This window comes from Paenibacillus sp. FSL K6-3182 (assembly GCF_037976325.1).
Lineage (GTDB): Bacteria > Bacillota > Bacilli > Paenibacillales > Paenibacillaceae > Pristimantibacillus.
Genome location: NZ_CP150265.1, coordinates 682,160 through 701,614 on the forward strand (window position 1 = coordinate 682,160; position 19,455 = coordinate 701,614).

Consider the following 19,455-nt stretch of genomic DNA (forward strand, 5'->3'; position numbering starts at 1 on the left):
GGGGTTCTTGCGGTGTAACCGCCGCATGCGGTCTCGTATAATGCTGTTTAGGACGACCATCCAACGTAAAGGGGAGGAGATTTCATGGCGAAGCATAGCCAGAATGAAGTCAAGGAAAGCCTGAAAGAACTCACGAGAATTTTTCAACCCAAGGACCCGCGTAAATTTGTTAAAGAGTATATTCGAAAGTACCGGATTACCGGGGGCTACGAAGATGAATTAACGACATTGGTGGAAAATGAATTGTGCAGAATCAACTCCTCGGTCAGCTAGACTCATCATGAAGGATACGGCTTTGTAAACTGTCTATAGGCAGGATGCAAAGTCTTTTTGTTTTTTACAGGACGTGCAAACTTAGGATGCTAGGTTTTTCTAAAAGCGGATTAAGCACCATTCCTGCTAACCCCAGATTTTTTTGGTCACTCGCGAGTGCAACGAATATTTACCCCTTCAAATCATAATTTCGCCATATCTGATGGGCATGTGTCTCCCTTTTCTCGAATAAGTTATACATAGACAAATCTACTCGTTGTCATAGGCGGGATATGTTTGCGAGGTGGATTTTACTATCGTAAAACCTGGGCTTATGCTTTCGAAGTGGATTTTACTATCGTAAAACCTAGGCTTATGCTTTCGAAGTGGATTTTACTATCGTAAAACCTAGGCTTATGCTTTCGAAGTGGATTTTACTACGTAAAACCTTAAGGAGGTACGTACACACATGGCAGTGGATTTGAAGACAAAGGAACATATTCGGGGCATTCGTAAAGCTGGCCGTATTGTCGCTGCCTGTCACAAAGCGCTCTCGAAACGGATAGCGCCGGGTGTCACCACGCAGGAGATTGACCGGTTTGTTGAACGGTTCATGCTGGATCGAGGGGCAACTCCGGCGCAGAAAGGCTACAAAGGATATCCATTTGCTACGTGTGCCTCCGTTAACGAGGTTGTTTGCCATGGCTTTCCAGATTCTGAGCCGCTGGAAGCCGGTGATATTGTTACGATTGATATGGTGGCTGAATTGGACGGATGGAAGGCTGATTCAGCATGGACCTATGCGATTGGCAAGACGAATATAGCCACAGAAAAGCTGCTCCTTGCAGCAGAGCAATCGTTAAAAGATGGAATAAAGCAAGCTGTGCTAGGCAATCGACTGGGAGACATCGGATACGCGATTCAAAGAAGAGCGGAAAGAGCTGGTTTTGAGGTAGTAACAGCTTTTGTTGGTCATGGCATCGGCAGAAGTATGCATGAATTTCCTCAGGTGATGCATCATGGCTTGCCTGGTCAGGGGATTTTGCTTGAAGAAGGCATGGTGATAACGATAGAGCCGATTCTTACAGCAGGAAGAGCCGACGTATATATAGCACAGGATGGGTGGACGGCTCGGACTAGAGATGGGGCATGGGCGGCGCAATTTGAGCATACCGTGGCGATTACGAAGGAAGGTCCAATCGTGTTGACCCGCTGGGAATAATGATATTAATTTTAACTAAACATAACCAAAAGTCGAGCCTGTGCAGGATCTAACTGCTGCTCGGCTTTTTTAGTTTGCCTATTTTCGTGCGTTGGCTGAATGTTTGCCACTTAAATTCAATGATAATGCCAAAGCAGTCATGAATAAAGAGTTCTTTTCTGTGGAACGCGAGCGGAAAGAAGAGTGGGGATAGAAATCATGTCCATCTCCACAATCAACGCACATATTGAACATGTTAATGCTGCTAATTATTTTGAAGTGATCATCTGATTTTTTTTGGATGATCACTTTTTTTGTTTACATTTTATAAAAATGGTCAGTTTAAGTTAGGTTTTCTAACATGAATGACTTTGTGATCACCATGAATATAACGCATTTAAGTTAGTTTTATTTGGATTGCACAATAATGTGCGCCCAATTTTAGCTAACTTAGCTATTGTTCCTAGGTATTTCGAATGATAATATGTCATATAACTTAACATAAAAACCAATATCATCTGACGATTGTTAAGCGGAAAAGGGGGAGACGATGTGAATGATGCGGCAGGGAAAGAAATCGTAGCCTTTAACCATGTAAGTAAAATATATAATACTGGAACCATCGCGTTAAGTGATGTTCATTTCTCCATAAAAGAGGGAGAGTTTATCAGCTTTCTAGGGCCGTCTGGTTGTGGAAAGTCTACTGCGCTTCGAATGGTAGCGGGGCTGGAGGAGGCTACCTCTGGTGGTGTGCTGGTAAATGGCAAGGAGCCGAAGCAGCTGATCCGTGAGTCGAACGATATTGCCTATGTATTCCAAGAAGCTAATTTATTGCCGTGGCGCACTGTGCTGGACAATGTCATTTTACCTCTGGAGCTCAGAGGTGGAAATATGAAAGAAAATAAAGAAGCGGCCAAACAAGTGCTGGAGATGGTTGGTTTAAAGGACCATTTTAAAGCATATCCAAGGCAGCTTTCTGGGGGCATGAGAATGCGAGTTTCCATTGCCCGCGCTTTAGCAGCGAAGCCAAAACTCCTGCTCATGGATGAGCCCTTTGCAGCGCTAGATGAAATTACAAGGCAAACCCTCCAAATGGAGCTGTTTGATATATGGGAACGTGAGAAAATGACTGTTTTGTTCGTGACGCACAATGTGTTTGAAGCGGTTCTGCTATCCTCCAAGATTGCCGTCATGTCGGCACGTCCTGGAAAATTATCTGCTTTAATTAATGTGCGGCTGCCTTATCCAAGAACGCTTGGCATGCGAACCGAGCGGGATTTCGGTAAATATGTTGAGCTTGCCTCAACTTATTTGGAGCATGGCACTCTTCGGAAGGAGCTGGGTTAATGTCGATCTCATCATTCGAAACCTTGCAGCCTAAGCTTGAGACGCCCGTTGTTGTGAAGAAAACAAGCCGAAATTTCGGATATACATTCAAACATTATTATCTAGGACCGATTGTGGCCTTTGTTCTTGTCATGGCGCTCTGGCAGCTCATACCTGCTTGGCTTGGCATGAAACCTTTTATTTTCCCTAAACCGACAGATGTGTTTAAAGCAGCAATCGAGGACTGGTCTATTTTGTGGGAAGCCGTGCGCATTACTGTTTTGGAGTCGGTAGTAGGCTTTTTGCTTAGCGCGGTGATCGGTATCTTCATCTCCATATTGCTGGCCAGCTCTCTCATTATGGAGCGAAGCATTTATCCATACGCCATTATTCTTCAGACCATTCCCGTTGTTGCTGTAGCGCCGCTTGTCGTAATCTGGTTTGGCGCCGGCTACAATTCTATCGTTGTTATCTCCTTTTTAATCGGATTTTTCCCTGTTGTCTCCAATACATTAATGGGATTAAATTCAGTGGATTCCAATATGGATGAGTTGTTCACGCTATACAATTCGTCAAAGTGGCAAAAAATGTGGAAGCTTCGCTTACCTGCTGCAATGCCTTACATCATGGCTGGTTTGAAAATATCGTGTACCCTATCGATTGTCGGAGTCATTGTAGGGGAGTATGTGGCGGGAATCGGGGGCGGCAAAGGCGGGCTCGGTTACGCCATAACGATAGCTGCTGTACAGATGAAAACACCTTTTTTATTTGCTTGCGGTATTGCTTCAGCTATTTTAGGCATCAGCTTCTATCTCATCGTCAGCATGATCGCTAAGCGAGTACTGGGCTCATGGCATGAGTCCGCGATGAAGACAAGAAAATAAATAGAAAAAGTGGAGGAGAGACAAAATGAAGAAATGGATGAAATTCGGGGGAGTTGCTTTATCGCTAACGATAATGATGGTCTTGTTCGCAGCATGTGGAGGGAAGTCTGGAAATAACACACCGGCAAGTACAACAGAGAATTCACAAACTGCAGAAACGGCTGCTACAGAAGCGCCCAAAGCTCCTGTAGAAACGAAGAAAGCAAAGCTTGTTCTGAACTGGTTCCCGAAGGCACAGCATGGCGGTGTATATGCGGCCAAGGAGCAGGGGATTTTTGAAAAGCATGGTTTTGATGTTACGCTTGAGCCGGGAGGCCCGCAGGTTTCGGCTGTGCAAATCGTCGCTTCTGGAAAAGCGGAATTCGGTCTTGCTCATGCGGACCAAATCGTTATCGCCAAAAATCAGGGGATTGATTTGGTTGTCGTAGCAGCGGCGCTTCAAGGCAGTCCGCAAGCGTTCATGTTTCAAGAAAGTGCGGAGGTAAATAGCTTCGAGGACCTCAATGGCAGAACCGTATTTATTCAGCCGGGCATTACGTATTGGGACTTTTTGAAGAGCAAATATGATTTGAGCGGAGCAAAAGAAATGACCTACACCGGCCAACATGTCAATTTTCTTGCTGATCCAGAATCGGTCACTCAAGCATTCCTAACTTCAGAGCCGTTCTTCATGGAGAAGGAAGGCGTAAAAACAAAAACATTGCTTATTTCCGAATCTGGTTATAATCCATACAATGTAGTCTTGTTCGTCACAAAAGAGTATTTGGAGAAAAATAAAGAGACTGTTGGAAATTTTGTCGCTGCCTTCTCCGAGGGCTGGATGTCCTATAAGGATACTTCTAAGGAAGTGAATGCTGCTATTCATGCAGCTAACCCAAATATCGATCTTGATGCGATCGATTTTGAGGATCAAGCTCAGAAGGAATTTGTTTATGGCGGGGATGCTGCTGAGCATGGATTTGGCTATATGACAGAGGAGCGTTGGTCGACGCTGATCAATCAGCTTGCTGATCTAGGGCTGCTCAAAAATAAGTTCGACGCCAAGGAGATATTCACGACGGAATTTTTGACTGGTAAATGATAAGTGGATAGAATTATAAAAAGGGATGCAGACACGTTGCCGTGATCTGTATCCTTTTTTCATGTGAGAATATAGCTTTTCGATACGAAACTTCTGATATTCTGGTAAAGTTTAGTTTAAATAATTTTTTCCGTGCACATGTGGCGCTGTCGGTATTGACTGAAGGATTTTACAGTAATAGGATATAAGAACTGGAATAAATGCAATCTGATTATATAGAAAAGTGTTCAATTAACTGCACCAAGTCTTGGTTAGGAGGTCTTGCTTTGTCTGTGATACATGAATTTTCACAACACATTCCTGAATGGAATAGAGGCAGTCTGCACGCTGACTGTGAGAATTGTTTTGGTTTATGCTGTGTTTCATTGCCGTTCATAGCTTCTATAGACTTTGCAGTCGATAAAGATGCGGGTCAGCCCTGCAGCAATTTGCAATCGAACTTTCGCTGTGGCATTCATCAAAGTCTTAGGGAGCGGGGATTTAAAGGTTGTACAGTTTACGATTGTTTTGGAGCTGGACAACAGGTTTCTCAGGTGACCTATGGCGGACAAGATTGGCGGCAGGTACCAGATACCGCGGAGCAAATGTACGAGGTATTCCGGGTCATGCGGCAACTCTATGAGCTGCTTTGGTATTTAAACGAGGCACTTGCACTGGAAACGACACAATCGATTCACGATGAACTTAGATTTATGCTCGAAGAGACAGAACGGTTCACTCGCCTGAACCCAAATTCACTGGTGGAATTGAATGTGACAGCACATCGTTTGGAAATCAACAAGCTGCTTCTTAAAGCAAGTGAGCTTGTACGCGAGGAAGCCCTTCGCACGAATAAGCAGAGTAACACTCGAGGCCGTAAGAAGAACTACGAAAGAGGCGCCGATCTCATTGGAGCTAAGCTTAGAGGTGCTGATCTTATCGGAGCAAATTTAAGGGGATCTTATCTGATTGCTGCGGACCTCAGAGATGCTGATCTTAGAGCGGCTGACCTTATCGGAGCTGATTTTCGAGACGCTGACCTCAGTGGTGCAAACCTCTCAAAAAGTCTCTTTCTCACGCAGTTTCAGCTTAACGCAGCCAAAGGGAATGCAGATACAAAAATTCCGCCGACGCTTACTCGTCCAGCACACTGGTTAGCATAGAAAATGAACGAATAATGTCCAAGTGTGCTATTGCACATTATATTAAAAAGGCCAACCAGAAGATTCTGGTTGACCTGATTATACGAATGGCTGCCGTTAGGCAGCCATTTTACTTTTAATTGGTTTGTTGCCGATGGAACAATTGCCTCCGCAAACCACAAACCACAAACCACAAACCACAAACCACAAACCACAAACCACAAACCACAAACCGCAAACCACAAACCGCAAACCGCAAACCGCAAACCACACGACACAATCTGCAAAATGAATGCCACAGAACCAGCCATCATCATTCAAAGATGAACTCTGAATGCTACAAGCGTAACGAACACCAGACACCTTATTGGCGATAAATCTGACTGTTTTTCAATCTAACGAACTCAGCACCGCTTATTTTGCGATTTTCCACATGTTCGAACGCTATTCTGTGTAAATAACGTGGTTTAAGTTCGTTAGAAAACAAATTGGTCTCAAAAGTGGAAAATAACGTGGTCTGAGTTCGTTAGCAACGCCGTGCCGCTTGTTTCGCGATTTCCCACATGTTTGAATGTTAGGACACAATCTGCAAAACGAATGCTTCAGAGTCAACCCTCATCATTCAAAGATGAATTCTAAATTCTACAATCGCGTAACGAACACCAGACACCTTATTTGCGATAAATTTGCCTGTTTTTCAATCTAACGAACTCAGCGCCGCTTATTTTGCAATTTTCCACATGTTTGAACGCTATTCTGTGTGAATAACGTGACTTGAGTTCGTTAGAAAAGAAGTGGGTCTTAAAAGTGGCATATAACACCATCTGAGTTCGTTAGCAACGACATGCCGCTTATTTCGCGACTTCCCACATGTTTGGAAGCATTTTTGTGTAAATAACGTGACTTGAGTTCGTTAGAAAACAAATTGGTCTTAAAAGCCACAAATAACGCCGTCTGAGTTCGTTAGCCACGACGTGCCGCTTGTTTCGCGACTTCCCACACGTTTGAACGCTATTTTGTGTAAATAACGTGGTCTGAGTTCGTTAGCAAAAATTTGCCGCTTATACCGCGGTGATTTTCCACACGTTTGAAGGTAATATTGTGTAAATAACACCATCTGAACTCGATAGGGTGAAGCCAACGCGATCCAAGCGCCGATTACACCGAAGAATTGAAACAATCGGTGATTAAGTCGCATTATAGTTGCAATGTTTCTATGTTAGTTGGAAGCTTTTTGCGCTGAGATAATCAGGAACATTGGTCTGCGATTCTCATCAAACATCAGCGGGTTATTCATCATTTCCTCCGAAGGCATTGGTTCCTTAATAGCTTTTAACTCAAAGCCGGCGCTAATAACGTCATTCATATATGTTGAAACGGTGCGATGATATTTAATCACATTATCGGTTAGGAAGGAGGTTTTGCGTAAGCCTTCTGACTGATATTGATCAACTGGCCAGTGCAGACGGTTTCCATGGTCATCATAATGCCAATCTTGTTCATCACGGGAAGTGAATATAGGGTGCTCCACTGAAAAAATGAAGGAGCCTCCCGGCTTTAGACAAGCATGTATCTTTTTGCACAGGGCCTCAAAGGATTCGATATAGTGAAAAGCTAATGAGCTGATAACGATATCAAATTGAGAATCTGAGAATGCGATATCTTCAATTGGCATTTGTATGTAAGTAATGGCGGCGTCATTCGTTTGTTCCCGAGCTTTTTGCAGCATGTTCTCAGAAATATCAACACCTACGACTGAGCTTGCTTGCTGTTCACGAGCATAGAGGCAATGCCAGCCGAAGCCGCAGCCTAAATCAAGCACGCTTTTACCACTTAAGTCTGGCAGTAAGGATTTGAATACATGCCACTCTCCCGCAGCTTCAAGTCCATGGGTGGAACGAGCCATTTCCTTATATTGTGAGAAGAAAGTTGAATCATCATATTTATTTTGTTTCATTCCATTGTACCCCCATATACTAAAATAGCCTTCACCAACATGCTAACTGAACTTTACTCATTTATCAATAAACCTGGCTTTACACTAATGCTCTATGTTAAACACGCATTACTTACCTAATATAATAAAATACCCCTTTCTGCTCTACATAAAGCAAATGAAAGGGGTATATTATAAAGAATCGAACTGCGTTGCGATTATTTGCAGAGAGAAGATAGTGTTAGCCCAGCTTCGTTTTACGATAATCGGATGGTGTAACGCCAAAGCTCTTCTTAAACATTCGGTGGAAGTAGGAGCTGCTCGTATAGCCGCTCTTTACTGCGATATCTACGATCGACAAATCCGTATTCTCCAAATGCTCCTTCGCACGTTCCATACGCACATTATTAATGACATCAACAATAGTAGCCAGCGTCTGCTGTTTATATACCCGGCTCAAGTAGATGGAGGACATGTCTAATTCATCGGCAATCCAGTTCAGGCTCAAATTCGGGTTCGCGTATTCCGTTTGGATCAGATCATTAATCTTGCGAATTAAATCACCTTGTTTGGTGGAGCGCTTCATGGAAAGCTTCATTTGAATGTCATCGAACAATGAGAAGAAAACTTCATTAAGTTCATTAATCGTTTCAAAATGATCCGGCGTTGGTATATGGATGCTCAAGCTCGCCTCTACGTCCAGACTGTTGTTTTTCTGAATCGTGAACAAAATATTGTTGACGGTCATCGTTAGATGCGAGATGGCGAGCTGAACGACATGGATCGGATATTGCGCCGTCTCCTGTACGATTTCTGCAAACAGTTTTTTGGCTTCCTCGGTCTTTGAGGTCATTAAGGCATCGGTTAATTTCCGCTCTTTGTCAGCGGGGAAGATATATTCCTTCGATTTCAGAGCTATGATATCCTGTCCGTTAATTAAAGAGCCAAGACCATAAAACAAGCGATGCTGCGATGCCTCCTTCACCAGCTTGTAATGGGTAGAGAGCTGCTGTGCCTGATAGGCCTCAGGGCTATACGTAATTGAGAGACCAATTTTCAAAAAGTCCAACGAGGAACGCTGAATTTTGGCAAGCATGTTTCGAAGCATCTCGTCATCAAGCTCATCGGATTCGTCGGGCCGGCCTAGAAGCATAATGACATAATCGGCATCCATATCGACGGTTTCTACACGATAATCGTTATGAGCAATCTCGGAAGCGATATTCATAATGGCAAACTTATAGACATGCAGATCGTCGCCGCGATTTTGCTTCAGAGCTGCGAGCTCGTCAATTTTTAAGAGGACGACGCGGTAACGCGCATGAAAGTCGAAAGTGATTCCGCTGACCATCAGCTTCTGCAGCTGTGCGTTTGTTTGCAGTGATTGCGAGCCTTGGATAAGGCTGCGCAGCATATTTTGCCTAATGGTATAGGAACTGTTGCGTTTTTCTGTTTCGAGAATATTCATCTTATTCATAATTTGATGAATAGGACGATACAGCATTAGAGAGAGCAGCCACGAGATAAGCAAGCCGATGACCAAAATGATGACAGCAATCATGATCGTTGTATTTCGGATGGAATAAATAGCTTTAGTTACATGCTTGTATGGTGTCACACGTACGTATTGCCAGTCCAAGGAATCGGGAGAAGTATACGAGATGAGAGACTTCTTTCCGTCAAAGTCGGCAACAACGTAACCAGATTCTTTGTTTTTAATCTTTTCATTAATGATGCGGTTATCCTCGTTGCTTAGTTTTTTAGGTAAAAGGGTATCACCGGATAACAGAAGGTTCTGATTGTCGAGAATATAGGATTTACCCTCGCTGTCGCTCTTATTGACGCCAATGTCTTTGTTGATCCAAGCGGAAGAAATATTAATAATAACAGCAGAATTAATCGTCTGCGTACGACCGATAGCATCATAACCTAAATAGGTATAAGCCTTCGTTAACTGCTCACCGGTGAGATTAACCGTTTTATACGTTCTCGGAATAGGCGTGAACGGACGATACTCCTGGTAGTTATCGAGAATATCAAGTATCCCTTTATCCGCAAGCTCCTCTTTATTGAACGTGCCCCCTTCGGCTTGACGGCTGGCAGTGTAGAACAAGCCATTGGCCGAATTGTACACATAAATGGATTCAATGAACGGCATAGAGTTCAAATAGTTGTTCAATTCGTTCATCGCTGCCGTAACATCATAGATGTTAGGGTCATTGTAGAACATTAGCTTAGAGACACTGAAGGTTCGATAGATTTGGAAGGAGAGGGACTGTGCGCTCTCGGTCATACTGATAACTTCTTTACTCGTTTGGGTTAGATTGCTGACGTCTGACTGGTAGGCTTTCTTCAAATCAATCTGCATGTAAGTGAAGAAATTAAACAAGGAGGATACCATTAGAGTAAGCACGATGCACAAAGTGATCGTGAACAGCAGCTTACTGTATAGTTTTCCGTTGTTTTTCAATTGAACAGCTGGCATGTTGGCTCCCCCTTTATATATGTAGAACATTTTGGAATTAACATGGTTAACTGTATTAGCGTAAGCGCTTCCCTATATAGCCAAACGTTGATCGTGTGCCTTTTAGGAATTAGTTTAAATATTTCACTAGTCAGCTCGCTGATACAAGGAACATTATAATCTTCACTTGCAGCTTGGTGCAATGAACCAAATAAATGAAGGTGAATGAACTTGATTTTATGGAGTGAACAATATAAACCATAGTGAACTTATCGGCGAAACGCTGGAAGTTGGATGACAACGGGGTGCTTTATCCGTTAGAATGTCACGGAATATGGCGCTGATGGCAGAAGGGACCGTGAAGATATGATTAATACGAAGCTGAAGCAGATTTGGTATGGAGGAGATTATAATCCGGATCAGTGGCCGGAGGAGATATGGCATGAGGATATGCGTCTGTTTAAAGAAGCGGGAATTAATGTAGTAACGCTTCCTGTATTCAGCTGGGCGAAGCTGCAGCCATCGGAGGATACGTATGATTTTGGATGGCTGGACAAGCTGCTGAACCTCATCGCGGAAAATGGGATTTATGCTTGTCTCGCCACATCAACCGCTGCACAGCCGGCATGGATGTCGCGCAAATATGAGGATGTGCTGCCTGTTGATGTGGACGGAAGGAAGCGCACGCATGGTGCACGTACGAACTTTTGTCCAAACAGCAAGACCTACCGCAGATTATCGGGTCAGCTGGCACGTAAATTAGCCGAGCGATACAAAGATCATCCGGCACTACTCATTTGGCATATTAACAACGAATACGGCACGCATTGTTATTGCAGCAGCTGCGCGGCAGAATTCCGTGAATGGTTGAAGGTGAAATACGAGACGATTGAGCGGCTGAACGCGGAGTGGAATATGAGCTTTTGGGGACACACCGTCTACGAATGGGAGGAAATCGTACCGCCATCCAATTTAAACGGAGATAACCGTAATTTCCAGCCCATGGCGATTGATTACAAGCGATTTATGTCCGATTCTATTCTCGGCTGCTACCAAATTGAATATGCGGAGCTGAAGGCGGTTACGCCGGATATTCCGATTACGACGAATATTTGGGGCTTATTTAACGGTCTTGATCTGAAAAAATGGGGCGAAGCGATGGATGTTGTCTCTTGGGACAGCTATCCGCAAATGAATGAGCCTATGGGCAATGTGGCAATGCGCCATGACTATATGCGCGGCTTAAAGGACGGCAAGCCCTTTATGCTGATGGAGCAAACACCGAGCCAGCAAAACTGGCAGCCTTATAATAGCTTGAAGCGTCCCGGCGTGATGCGGCTTTGGAGCTATCAAGCCGTTGCGCATGGCGCTGACACGGTTATGTTCTTCCAGCTTCGACGCTCATTCGGGGCATGCGAGAAATATCATGGTGCAGTTATCGAGCATGTCGGTCACGAGGATACGCGAGTATTTCGTGAATGTGCTGCGCTCGGGCGTGAGCTTGATGAGCTTGGCGATCGTTTGCTTGATTCGGAGGTTCATGCCGAGGTCGCGTTATTGTTCGATATTGATACGTGGAACGCAGTAGAAATTACGAGCGGGCCCAGTGTTGATCTGAATTATTTGGATCAAGCGCAAAAGTATTACAAAGCATTTTACGATCAGAATGTGGCGATCGATGTCCTCAGTCCGCTGAGCGATTTCTCCAAATACAAAATTGTGGTAGCTCCCGTGCTATATATGTTAAAGCCAGGTGTTGCTGAGCGAATTGAAGCGTTTGTACAAAATGGAGGCACCTTCATCACTACCTTCTTCAGCGGCATCGTCAACGAGAACGACTTGGTTACGCTTGGCGGATACCCGGGCAAGCTCCGCAATTTGCTGGGACTATGGGTGGAGGAGATTGACAGCCTACTGCCTGATATGCGCAATAGTGTTGAAATTGGCGAGGCATTCGGCCATGTAGCAGGAACGTATGAGTGTGGTTTGCTATGTGATCTTCTTCATCTTGAGGGAGCGAGAGCGATCGGGACGTATGGCAAAGATTTTTACGCGGGCATGCCAGCGCTGACGGTAAACGCATTTGGTTCAGGTGAAGCCTATTACGTAGCTACAGCGCCGGAACAAAAGCTGTTAGCGGATCTGATCCAAACGTTGTGTGCAAAACATCAAATTGTTGCTCCGTTCACAGCGGCAGCAGGTGTAGAACTCGCGCAGAGAGTCAAAGGGGATCAGGTATATACATTTGTTTTGAACCATAACAGTCATCAATCGACGATTTCTCTCGAAAATGTGAGCTATTTCGACCTATTAACTAATCGTCAGGTGAGTGGAACGGTAGAAATAGAGCCGCATGGCGTTATGATTTTGCAAAAAGCATAAGCAATGATTCTAAAAACCACGATTTCGTTCGTCTCGAATGACACTTCGAGCAGACGATCTAGTGGTTTTTTTGACGCCTATTCCGTGTGAAATGGCTTGTTAATACATAAAAGTTTAAATCGTTCACTGTTCATTTCGCTAATTCGTTCACTGACTTTGCAATCTTACTCTTTCTCCCAAAACAGGGGCGGCGTACAGTGAGAACAGCAGACAACACGAAATAGAAAAGAACGCTTTGAGAGGAGACATCATCTGCATGTTGAAAAAAAATGGAGTGCTTAGGGAGCTTGTAACGAATCGTATACTCTTCCTTATGTTATTGCCAGCGCTTATCTTCTTCCTAATTAACTCGTATGTTCCAATGGTGGGTATCTACTACGCTTTCACAAGGTTCGACTTCAACACAAGCTTGTTCAATAGCCAATTCGTTGGACTCGACAACTTCAAGTTTTTATGGAAATCGGGGGTTCTCGCAAGACTAACCTTAAATACGGTCGGCTATAACATCGTATTTATTCTACTCGGAAACGTGCTCGCCATCGCGCTTGCCATTCTATTAAGCGAGCTGCGCTTGCAATGGTTTAAGAAGCTGACGCAATCGATCATGTTTCTACCGTATTTCGTGTCCTTCGTTATTCTTAGTGTCATCGTTTACAACGTGTTCAACTATGAGAGCGGATTTCTGAATTCGACGCTGAAGTCATTCGGATACGAATCATTGGACGTATACAATACGCCATGGGTGTGGGTGTTCCTTATTATCATCTTCTACCTGTGGAAAAATATAGGGTACAGCATGGTTATCTACCTGGCATCGATTACTGGAATTAGCGAAGAGTATTATGAGGCTGCCAAAATCGACGGCGCGAACATTTTCCAGCGTATCTGGTACATTACCGTTCCGATGCTGAAGACAACATTCGTTATGCTCCTGCTGTTCGCACTCGGAAGTATCATGAAAGGCCAGTTCGACTTGTTCTACCAGCTGATCGGCAACAACGGCGTGCTTTACAATACGACAGATATTCTCGATACGTATGTGTACCGTTCACTGAAAGTGACGTTCGATATCGGCATGTCGACAGCCGCTGGTCTATACCAATCGCTATTCGGCTTCGTTCTTATCATGACCGTCAACTATATCATCAAGAAAATCAACGACGAGTACGCATTGTTCTAAACGATCTGAAGCAATCGCTATCAGCTAACTGTAGGAGGTACCCATGAAAATCAAAGACGACAATTATATGAAATGGTTTAGACTCATCGCTTTTATAGTCATCCTCATTTCAACTGTAGCCTGCTTGTTTCCGTTCCTGCTCATTATATCTGCTTCTTTTACGCAAAATGAAGCCATTATAAGAGATGGCTACCATCTCATTCCAACCGTGTTTTCATTTGAGGGTTATGCGACGGTGTTCCGTTTTCCGAAGCAGGTATTGCAAGCCTATGGCGTCACCACGCTAACCACGGTTATCGGGACGACGCTTGGATTGTTCCTGATGACGATGGCTGGATACGTCCTGCAGCGCAAGGATTTCAAATATCGAAATTTCTTTGCTTTTATGATTTATTTCACAACGCTGTTTGGCGGCGGACTGGTGCCTTGGTACATCCTAATGACCAAGTATTTGAAGCTGACTGACAAGCTTGAAGTGTTGATATTGCCGGGTCTTATGACGCCTTTCCTTATTATTCTGATGAAAAACTTTATCCGCTCCGCAGTACCGGATGAGGTTATTGAATCGGCAAAAATTGACGGCGCAAACGACTTCACCATATATAGCCGGATTGTGCTTCAGCTGTCGATGCCCGGCATCGCAACCGTAGGTTTGTTCCTGGCGCTTCATTATTGGAATGACTGGTTCACTTCCTCGTTGTTTATTAACGACACGACGAAGTACCAGCTGCAATATTACTTGTACAACGTTATTAATGCGATGAGCTTCGTTGCGCAAATGGGCTCGGGAACTGGCGTCTCGCTAGGCTCCGACATGCCGACAGAATCAACGAAGATGGCGATGTCCATTATCGTTACAGGACCAATCCTGTTCCTGTATCCGTTCGTGCAGCGTTATTTTGTAAAAGGATTGACGATTGGTGCGGTTAAAGGTTAGAACTAGACAAGGGATCAATCATTCCACGTTTAGCTAACATAGATAAGAACTTATTAAAGGGAGGATTCACATGACTAAGAAAGCAGCAAAAGCGGTCTCCATGTTTCTATCCATCATCGTGCTTATTACAGTACTAGCAGCTTGCGGATCGAATAACAATGGAAACAGCGGCAGTAGCGCCACCGATGCTCCAAAAGACACAGAGGGTACAACTAACGAAGGCGCAACGAATGAGGGCGGCGAAAAATCAGGTATCGATACGTCGAAAAAAGTGGAATTGCAATTTTATATGTTAGGCGATGCTCCTAAAGATATCGCTTCTATTCAAGAGCAAGTCAACAAAATGGCATTGGAAGATTTGAATGCTACCGTTAAATTCAACTATACGTCTTGGACAGATTGGGATCAAAAGTACAAGCTATTGCTTGGATCTGGCCAACAGGTTGACTTGATCTTCACAGCGGATTGGACGCAATACCAATCGTACGCGAAGAAAGGCGCTTTCCAAGCGCTCGACAAGATTCTTCCCGTGGCAGCGCCTACGCTTAACTCATACGTGCCAGCAGATATGTGGGAAGCTGTAAAAATCGACGGTCAAATCTACACGGTTCCAGCTACGTACAAGGAGTATGTAACGGATGGTTTTGTATGGCGTGAAGATCTTCGCGAGAAATACAATCTGCCTACTCCTGTAGATATTGCAACGTTTGAGCAATACCTAGATGGAATCAAGAAAAATGAACCGACGGTTACACCGCTTTCGATGAACTCGGATGTGAAAACAAACCTAATGGATCGTTTCATTGGTATTTCTCACTCTCCAGTTGGTGCGCTGCCATACGGTATCGGCATCGACTATGCAACACCTAATGAAGTACATTCCTACTGGGGTTCAGATGAGCAAGTTCAAGATTTGACGGTAATGAAGCGTTGGCAGGATAACGGCTACATGGTGAAAAACGTGCTGGCTGTTAAAGATACGCTGCAGGATCAAATCACAAGCGGCAAAGCTGCAGCAATTATTGGGGACAACCCGACTCGCTATAATGATATGGTTATCAAAATTCAAGCAACTCACCCGGATTGGAAGCTGGGCTACCACCCATTCCCAAAAACAAATGGAATTGCAACGCCAGTTCACCCGATCCACAACGGATTCGCTATTCCAGCTAGCAGCAAAAACGCTGAGCGCGCGCTTGCGTTCTACGAGAAGCTGGTTACGGACAAACGCTACAACATGCTTACGCAATACGGTGTAGAAGGCAAAAACTATGAAGTAAAAGACGGTTATTACTCGATGATCGGCGATTCGAACTCGAACGGCTTTCCTCGTGAGGGAATGAACGGTTGGGCTTGGAGAAACCCTGAGTACATGCTGTTCGACAAAAACTATGATGGCGTAAAAGCGATCTTCGACGAGCTTGATAAAATTCAAGTACCTGATAAATTCACAGGTTTCGCAGAAGATTACACACCATACCAAGCAGAGAGAGCAGCACTTGAGCAAGTCGAGAAACAATACTTGTTCCCGCTGAATGCAGGTCTCGTGAAAAACGTAGAAGATGGCGTGAAAACGTTCATGGAAAAAGCAAAACAAGCAGGCCTTGAGAAAATTCAAGCGGAATACACGAAACAATGGCAAGCGTATGTTACGGAGCAAGGCATTGAATAAGACCGTTTAAGAAAACAGATCATTCCTCTTAGGAGGATGATCTGTTTTTTTGTTATAGCTAATCTATTCTAATGTTTCAGCATGACCCGCCAATTGAAGCAGTTCATCAACAACAATGCTTGGCTGATAGCTATGAAGGGAATGGGAGCTGCCTTTCACGATGGTTTGCTTGCCGGAAACAGACCATGAAGGAAGCGCTGCTTCACTGTCTGCCCATGACTGATCGTCGTCCAGCTTGCCAAAATAGTCCGCAGTCAATACAGTAATGGGAATTTTCAGCGGTTTTCCTCCCTCAAGCACCATTTTGGCATTCTCTCGGCTTTGGCTCATTTCATCCGTCATATTTCGGTTTCCAGTCCTTAGCAGCAAGGCTTTGCGGTTTAATTCCTTCAGCTCCTCCGGCAATAGCTTCTCCCCGTTGCTTTCATCGGATAGCCATTTTACGAAGCCATCCACATGATACAAAGCCCGCAGTATGCCAAATGTCCGGAGTCCTTTTTGCATCCAAGGAATAAGAGTAAGCTCCGGGCTGGAATTGTAATATTCAGGGCTTCCGCCCTCAATTAGTAGAATACCTTTCACTTCTTCTGGAAAACGTTGTGCATACCGGATGGTTTCCAGAGAGCCCATTGAATGGGCGGCAAAAATATAAGGTGGCTTCTGCCCAGAGACCTGAAGCAGCTCATGAATCTCGTCGGTAATCATGTTGATGTCCCGCTTTTTGTCTGTCGTATCACTGTATCCGTAACCGAAACGGTCATAGACCGCAATCTTTACATGCTGCTTCAGTCCGTCATATAAAGGATAAAAATCAGCGTAGGGATTCGGCGTTCCCCACCCTGAAGCAAAGACGATTGTTGTATCACCTATACCTTCCGAATAGAGATGCATTTTGCTGCCTGCTACATTATACAGTTTCCCGGTAGGTCTATATGTTTTTCGGTCCTGCTTGGAACCGTACCATTGATAAGCGGCTCCGAGACCTGCCAGCACCACAAGAATGACGAGCAGGGAAAACATAATTTTGCGAACAAACCTCCACATGTTTAGCTTCTCCTTCTATATAAAAATTACCATATTTATCTAATATATAGAGATCTAAAACAATTTAAAACGGACTTTAGTAAAGGAGATGCCCCGTCTTTGGTCTGGTCAGCTGACTGTAAGAGCTAAGTGACGTAATGTAGTATGGAAGAATTGAATTCATCGCCATGTAGGCTTTATGCAGAGAAAGAGCTCGATTCCGAAGTGGAATCGAGCTCGTTTTTTTTAATCCAATGTATAGATTGATGAGCTGTGACAGGTTTCTGATTGTTAGTAAAAGATCTATTTAGCTACGGTTTCTAGTGCGACTTCAATCATATCGTTGAAGGTCGTTTGTCTCTCTTGTGCAGTCGTTTGTTCTCCAGTGAGAATATGATCACTTACCGTTAGGAGGCTGAGACCTTTTACGCCGAATTTAACTGTTAAATAATAAAGTGCGGCTGTTTCCATTTCTACTGCCAATACGCCATGGCGGCCTAGCTTGGTCACGGCATCTTTGTCTTCTGTGTAGAAAACATCAGAAGATAGCACGTTACCTACGCGAAGGTTAAGGCCTTTGGCCTCTCCAATTTCATAAGCGGTCTTAATTAGATCAAAGTTTCCAATCTGAGGGAAGTCAAACCCAGGGAATTGGTTGCGAATGATAGCCGAATCGGTAGCCGCTGCTTGCGCAATAAGAACATCGCGGAGATTCACATCATTTTGAATAGCGCCGCATGTTCCGATACGAACGAGATTTTTGGCACCATAATCGTTGATCAATTCTTGAATATATATGGACGCAGAAGGCATACCCATTCCTGTACCTTGAATCGATACTCGGTTGCCCTTATATGTGCCTGTAAAGCCTAACATGCCACGTACATTGTTGTAACAGACGACATTTTCGAGGAAGGTCTCCGCAATATACTTTGCACGCAGCGGATCTCCAGGTAATAAGACGGATTCTGCAATTTCGCCAATCTTTGCTTCAATATGAAAACTCATGTGAATTCCCTCCAATGTTTCTTATCGTGCATCACAAAAAAGAATGCACGAGAATCATAGCATGATTCGATATCCACATTATGTTAAAGGGATTACTATACTTTTGTGAACTGGTTCACAAAATAACTGTTAGCGCAGTAACGGAAATAAAGCGCTGTCATTTGTATTATTAGGTGCACGGCATCGTTAAATGTTATTCCACTTACGCATTGCAGGAAGCTCTTCTGTTTCATTACAGATCGATTCTATCATTTCCTTATCAAGGAGGTATAAGTACTTATCACGAATGTCGATCAGTCCTTCGGCTTGAAACTCACCCAGCGTTTTGGAGATGGATTCTCGCGTCACTCCGAGCATGTTGGCGAATAAGGATTGATTAATTTTTAAATCGATTTTGTATGCGTTATCACTGGCGACTCCATAGTTGTAATAGAGATCCATAATGAGATTAACTACTTTTCCACGTACGTCATGGAAGGTCAAATAACGAATCATGCGATTGAGCATCCGAGTTCGCTCTACAAGAATTTTGTAAGCGTTTCGCAGGATGGAAGGATATTGATCCACGAGCTGCAGGAAATCCCGTTTTGACAGCAGCCAAACGTTGACGTCTTCTAAGGCTTCTATGGATGAGATCCGATGATTGTCGCTGGAGAGGGCTTCTACTTCTCCAATGATATCACCGGCACTAGTAATACTCAGAACGACTTCTTTTCCTTCGTACATGCGATAAATCTTGATCATACCTGAGCGAATAAGATAAACCTCGTCACTTTGGTCATTTTCAAACATTAGAACATGATTCTTCTTGAACCGTCGTTCTTTGAGCAATGGGGTTATTTTTTGCAATTCATCCTTAGGAATGTCCGAGAAAATCGAGATGTCTGAGATGTTGTCGATCATAAGAATTTTCCTTTCGCATTTCAATATTTAAGCAACTCTTAGGTAAGAGATTGCGAAACGGCTAGAAACGTATTGTAGCATGGAT

General features: G+C 44.0%; 15 protein-coding genes. 10 read left to right on the forward strand and 5 right to left on the reverse strand.

Translation table 11 applies throughout. The annotated features are described in order from the left end of the window. Positions 1 to 84 precede the first annotated feature (84 nt). The 6 genes from MHH56_RS03050 to MHH56_RS03075 all read left to right on the forward strand — a co-directional run bounded on the left by MHH56_RS03050 (position 85) and on the right by MHH56_RS03075 (position 5,886). Positions 85 to 273, forward strand: coding sequence for a hypothetical protein (locus MHH56_RS03050; RefSeq protein ID WP_076268380.1), 189 nt, complete (start codon positions 85 to 87; stop codon positions 271 to 273). A gap of 448 nt (positions 274 to 721) precedes the next feature. Next, complete coding sequence (map, locus tag MHH56_RS03055; protein ID WP_339206532.1) at positions 722 to 1,474, forward strand: type I methionyl aminopeptidase; 753 nt, start codon at positions 722 to 724, stop codon at positions 1,472 to 1,474. Between the two features lie 531 nt (positions 1,475 to 2,005). After that, the gene (locus MHH56_RS03060) at positions 2,006 to 2,800 is read left to right on the forward strand and encodes an ABC transporter ATP-binding protein (RefSeq protein WP_339206534.1); all 795 of its coding nucleotides are present in this window, start codon (positions 2,006 to 2,008) and stop codon (positions 2,798 to 2,800) included. Continuing rightward, positions 2,800 to 3,663 (forward strand): ABC transporter permease, encoded by an 864-nt coding sequence (locus MHH56_RS03065; protein ID WP_339206535.1) that lies wholly within the window; start codon positions 2,800 to 2,802, stop codon positions 3,661 to 3,663. The genes MHH56_RS03060 and MHH56_RS03065 overlap by 1 nt, the downstream gene beginning before the upstream one ends. A 25-nt stretch (positions 3,664 to 3,688) precedes the next feature. Continuing rightward, positions 3,689 to 4,744, forward strand: coding sequence for an ABC transporter substrate-binding protein (locus MHH56_RS03070; protein ID WP_339206537.1), 1,056 nt, complete (start codon positions 3,689 to 3,691; stop codon positions 4,742 to 4,744). A 272-nt stretch (positions 4,745 to 5,016) separates the two neighbouring features. Beyond that, the gene (locus MHH56_RS03075; protein WP_339209481.1) at positions 5,017 to 5,886 is read left to right on the forward strand and encodes a pentapeptide repeat-containing protein; all 870 of its coding nucleotides are present in this window, start codon (positions 5,017 to 5,019) and stop codon (positions 5,884 to 5,886) included. Positions 5,887 to 7,084: 1,198 nt separating this feature from the next. On the opposite strand, the gene MHH56_RS03080 is transcribed toward MHH56_RS03075, so the two are convergent. Both MHH56_RS03080 and MHH56_RS03085 read right to left on the reverse strand, forming a co-directional pair. Further along, complete coding sequence (locus MHH56_RS03080; protein WP_339206539.1) at positions 7,085 to 7,822, reverse strand: methyltransferase domain-containing protein; 738 nt, start codon at positions 7,820 to 7,822, stop codon at positions 7,085 to 7,087. A gap of 220 nt (positions 7,823 to 8,042) precedes the next feature. Beyond that, positions 8,043 to 10,286, reverse strand: a complete 2,244-nt coding sequence (locus MHH56_RS03085) for a helix-turn-helix domain-containing protein (RefSeq protein WP_339206540.1) — start codon at positions 10,284 to 10,286, stop codon at positions 8,043 to 8,045. A 345-nt stretch (positions 10,287 to 10,631) separates the two neighbouring features. Here MHH56_RS03085 and MHH56_RS03090 point away from each other — a divergent pair, with 345 nt between their 5' ends. The 4 genes from MHH56_RS03090 to MHH56_RS03105 all read left to right on the forward strand — a co-directional run bounded on the left by MHH56_RS03090 (position 10,632) and on the right by MHH56_RS03105 (position 16,436). Then, a complete protein-coding gene (locus tag MHH56_RS03090; protein ID WP_339206541.1) occupies positions 10,632 to 12,647 on the forward strand; it encodes a beta-galactosidase in 2,016 nt (671 codons plus the stop codon). Between the two features lie 256 nt (positions 12,648 to 12,903). Beyond that, positions 12,904 to 13,827, forward strand: coding sequence for an ABC transporter permease subunit (locus MHH56_RS03095; RefSeq protein WP_083682713.1), 924 nt, complete (start codon positions 12,904 to 12,906; stop codon positions 13,825 to 13,827). 43 nt (positions 13,828 to 13,870) lie between these two features. Next, positions 13,871 to 14,764: a carbohydrate ABC transporter permease gene (locus MHH56_RS03100; RefSeq protein WP_339206543.1), complete on the forward strand. Its 894-nt coding sequence runs from the start codon at positions 13,871 to 13,873 to the stop codon at positions 14,762 to 14,764. Between the two features lie 64 nt (positions 14,765 to 14,828). Next, positions 14,829 to 16,436 (forward strand): extracellular solute-binding protein, encoded by a 1,608-nt coding sequence (locus MHH56_RS03105; protein ID WP_339209483.1) that lies wholly within the window; start codon positions 14,829 to 14,831, stop codon positions 16,434 to 16,436. 63 nt (positions 16,437 to 16,499) lie between these two features. Here the strand turns inward: MHH56_RS03105 and MHH56_RS03110 are convergent, their stop codons facing one another. From MHH56_RS03110 to MHH56_RS03120, 3 genes are all read right to left on the reverse strand, one after another. Next, entirely contained in the window at positions 16,500 to 17,480 is a 981-nt protein-coding gene (locus MHH56_RS03110; RefSeq protein WP_339206545.1) for an alpha/beta hydrolase, read from the reverse strand. 282 nt (positions 17,481 to 17,762) lie between these two features. Continuing rightward, positions 17,763 to 18,467, reverse strand: coding sequence for a purine-nucleoside phosphorylase (deoD, locus tag MHH56_RS03115; protein WP_076271628.1), 705 nt, complete (start codon positions 18,465 to 18,467; stop codon positions 17,763 to 17,765). 186 nt (positions 18,468 to 18,653) lie between these two features. After that, positions 18,654 to 19,370: a Crp/Fnr family transcriptional regulator gene (locus tag MHH56_RS03120; protein ID WP_339206546.1), complete on the reverse strand. Its 717-nt coding sequence runs from the start codon at positions 19,368 to 19,370 to the stop codon at positions 18,654 to 18,656. Between the last annotated feature and the right edge of the window lie 85 nt (positions 19,371 to 19,455).

What these genes read in the sequence shown, in the direction of transcription:
- map (WP_339206532.1), top strand. Translation starts at nt 722, where the DNA reads ATGGCAGTGGATTTGAAGACAAAGGAACATATTCGGGGCATTCGTAAA.
- MHH56_RS03070 (WP_339206537.1), top strand. Translation starts at nt 3,689, where the DNA reads ATGAAGAAATGGATGAAATTCGGGGGAGTTGCTTTATCGCTAACGATA.
- MHH56_RS03110 (WP_339206545.1), bottom strand. Translation starts at nt 17,480, where the DNA reads ATGTGGAGGTTTGTTCGCAAAATTATGTTTTCCCTGCTCGTCATTCTT.
- MHH56_RS03090 (WP_339206541.1), top strand. Translation starts at nt 10,632, where the DNA reads ATGATTAATACGAAGCTGAAGCAGATTTGGTATGGAGGAGATTATAAT.
- MHH56_RS03120 (WP_339206546.1), bottom strand. Translation starts at nt 19,370, where the DNA reads ATGATCGACAACATCTCAGACATCTCGATTTTCTCGGACATTCCTAAG.
- MHH56_RS03100 (WP_339206543.1), top strand. Translation starts at nt 13,871, where the DNA reads ATGAAAATCAAAGACGACAATTATATGAAATGGTTTAGACTCATCGCT.
- MHH56_RS03095 (WP_083682713.1), top strand. Translation starts at nt 12,904, where the DNA reads ATGTTGAAAAAAAATGGAGTGCTTAGGGAGCTTGTAACGAATCGTATA.
- MHH56_RS03080 (WP_339206539.1), bottom strand. Translation starts at nt 7,822, where the DNA reads ATGAAACAAAATAAATATGATGATTCAACTTTCTTCTCACAATATAAG.
- MHH56_RS03065 (WP_339206535.1), top strand. Translation starts at nt 2,800, where the DNA reads ATGTCGATCTCATCATTCGAAACCTTGCAGCCTAAGCTTGAGACGCCC.
- deoD (WP_076271628.1), bottom strand. Translation starts at nt 18,467, where the DNA reads ATGAGTTTTCATATTGAAGCAAAGATTGGCGAAATTGCAGAATCCGTC.
- MHH56_RS03085 (WP_339206540.1), bottom strand. Translation starts at nt 10,286, where the DNA reads ATGCCAGCTGTTCAATTGAAAAACAACGGAAAACTATACAGTAAGCTG.
- MHH56_RS03050 (WP_076268380.1), top strand. Translation starts at nt 85, where the DNA reads ATGGCGAAGCATAGCCAGAATGAAGTCAAGGAAAGCCTGAAAGAACTC.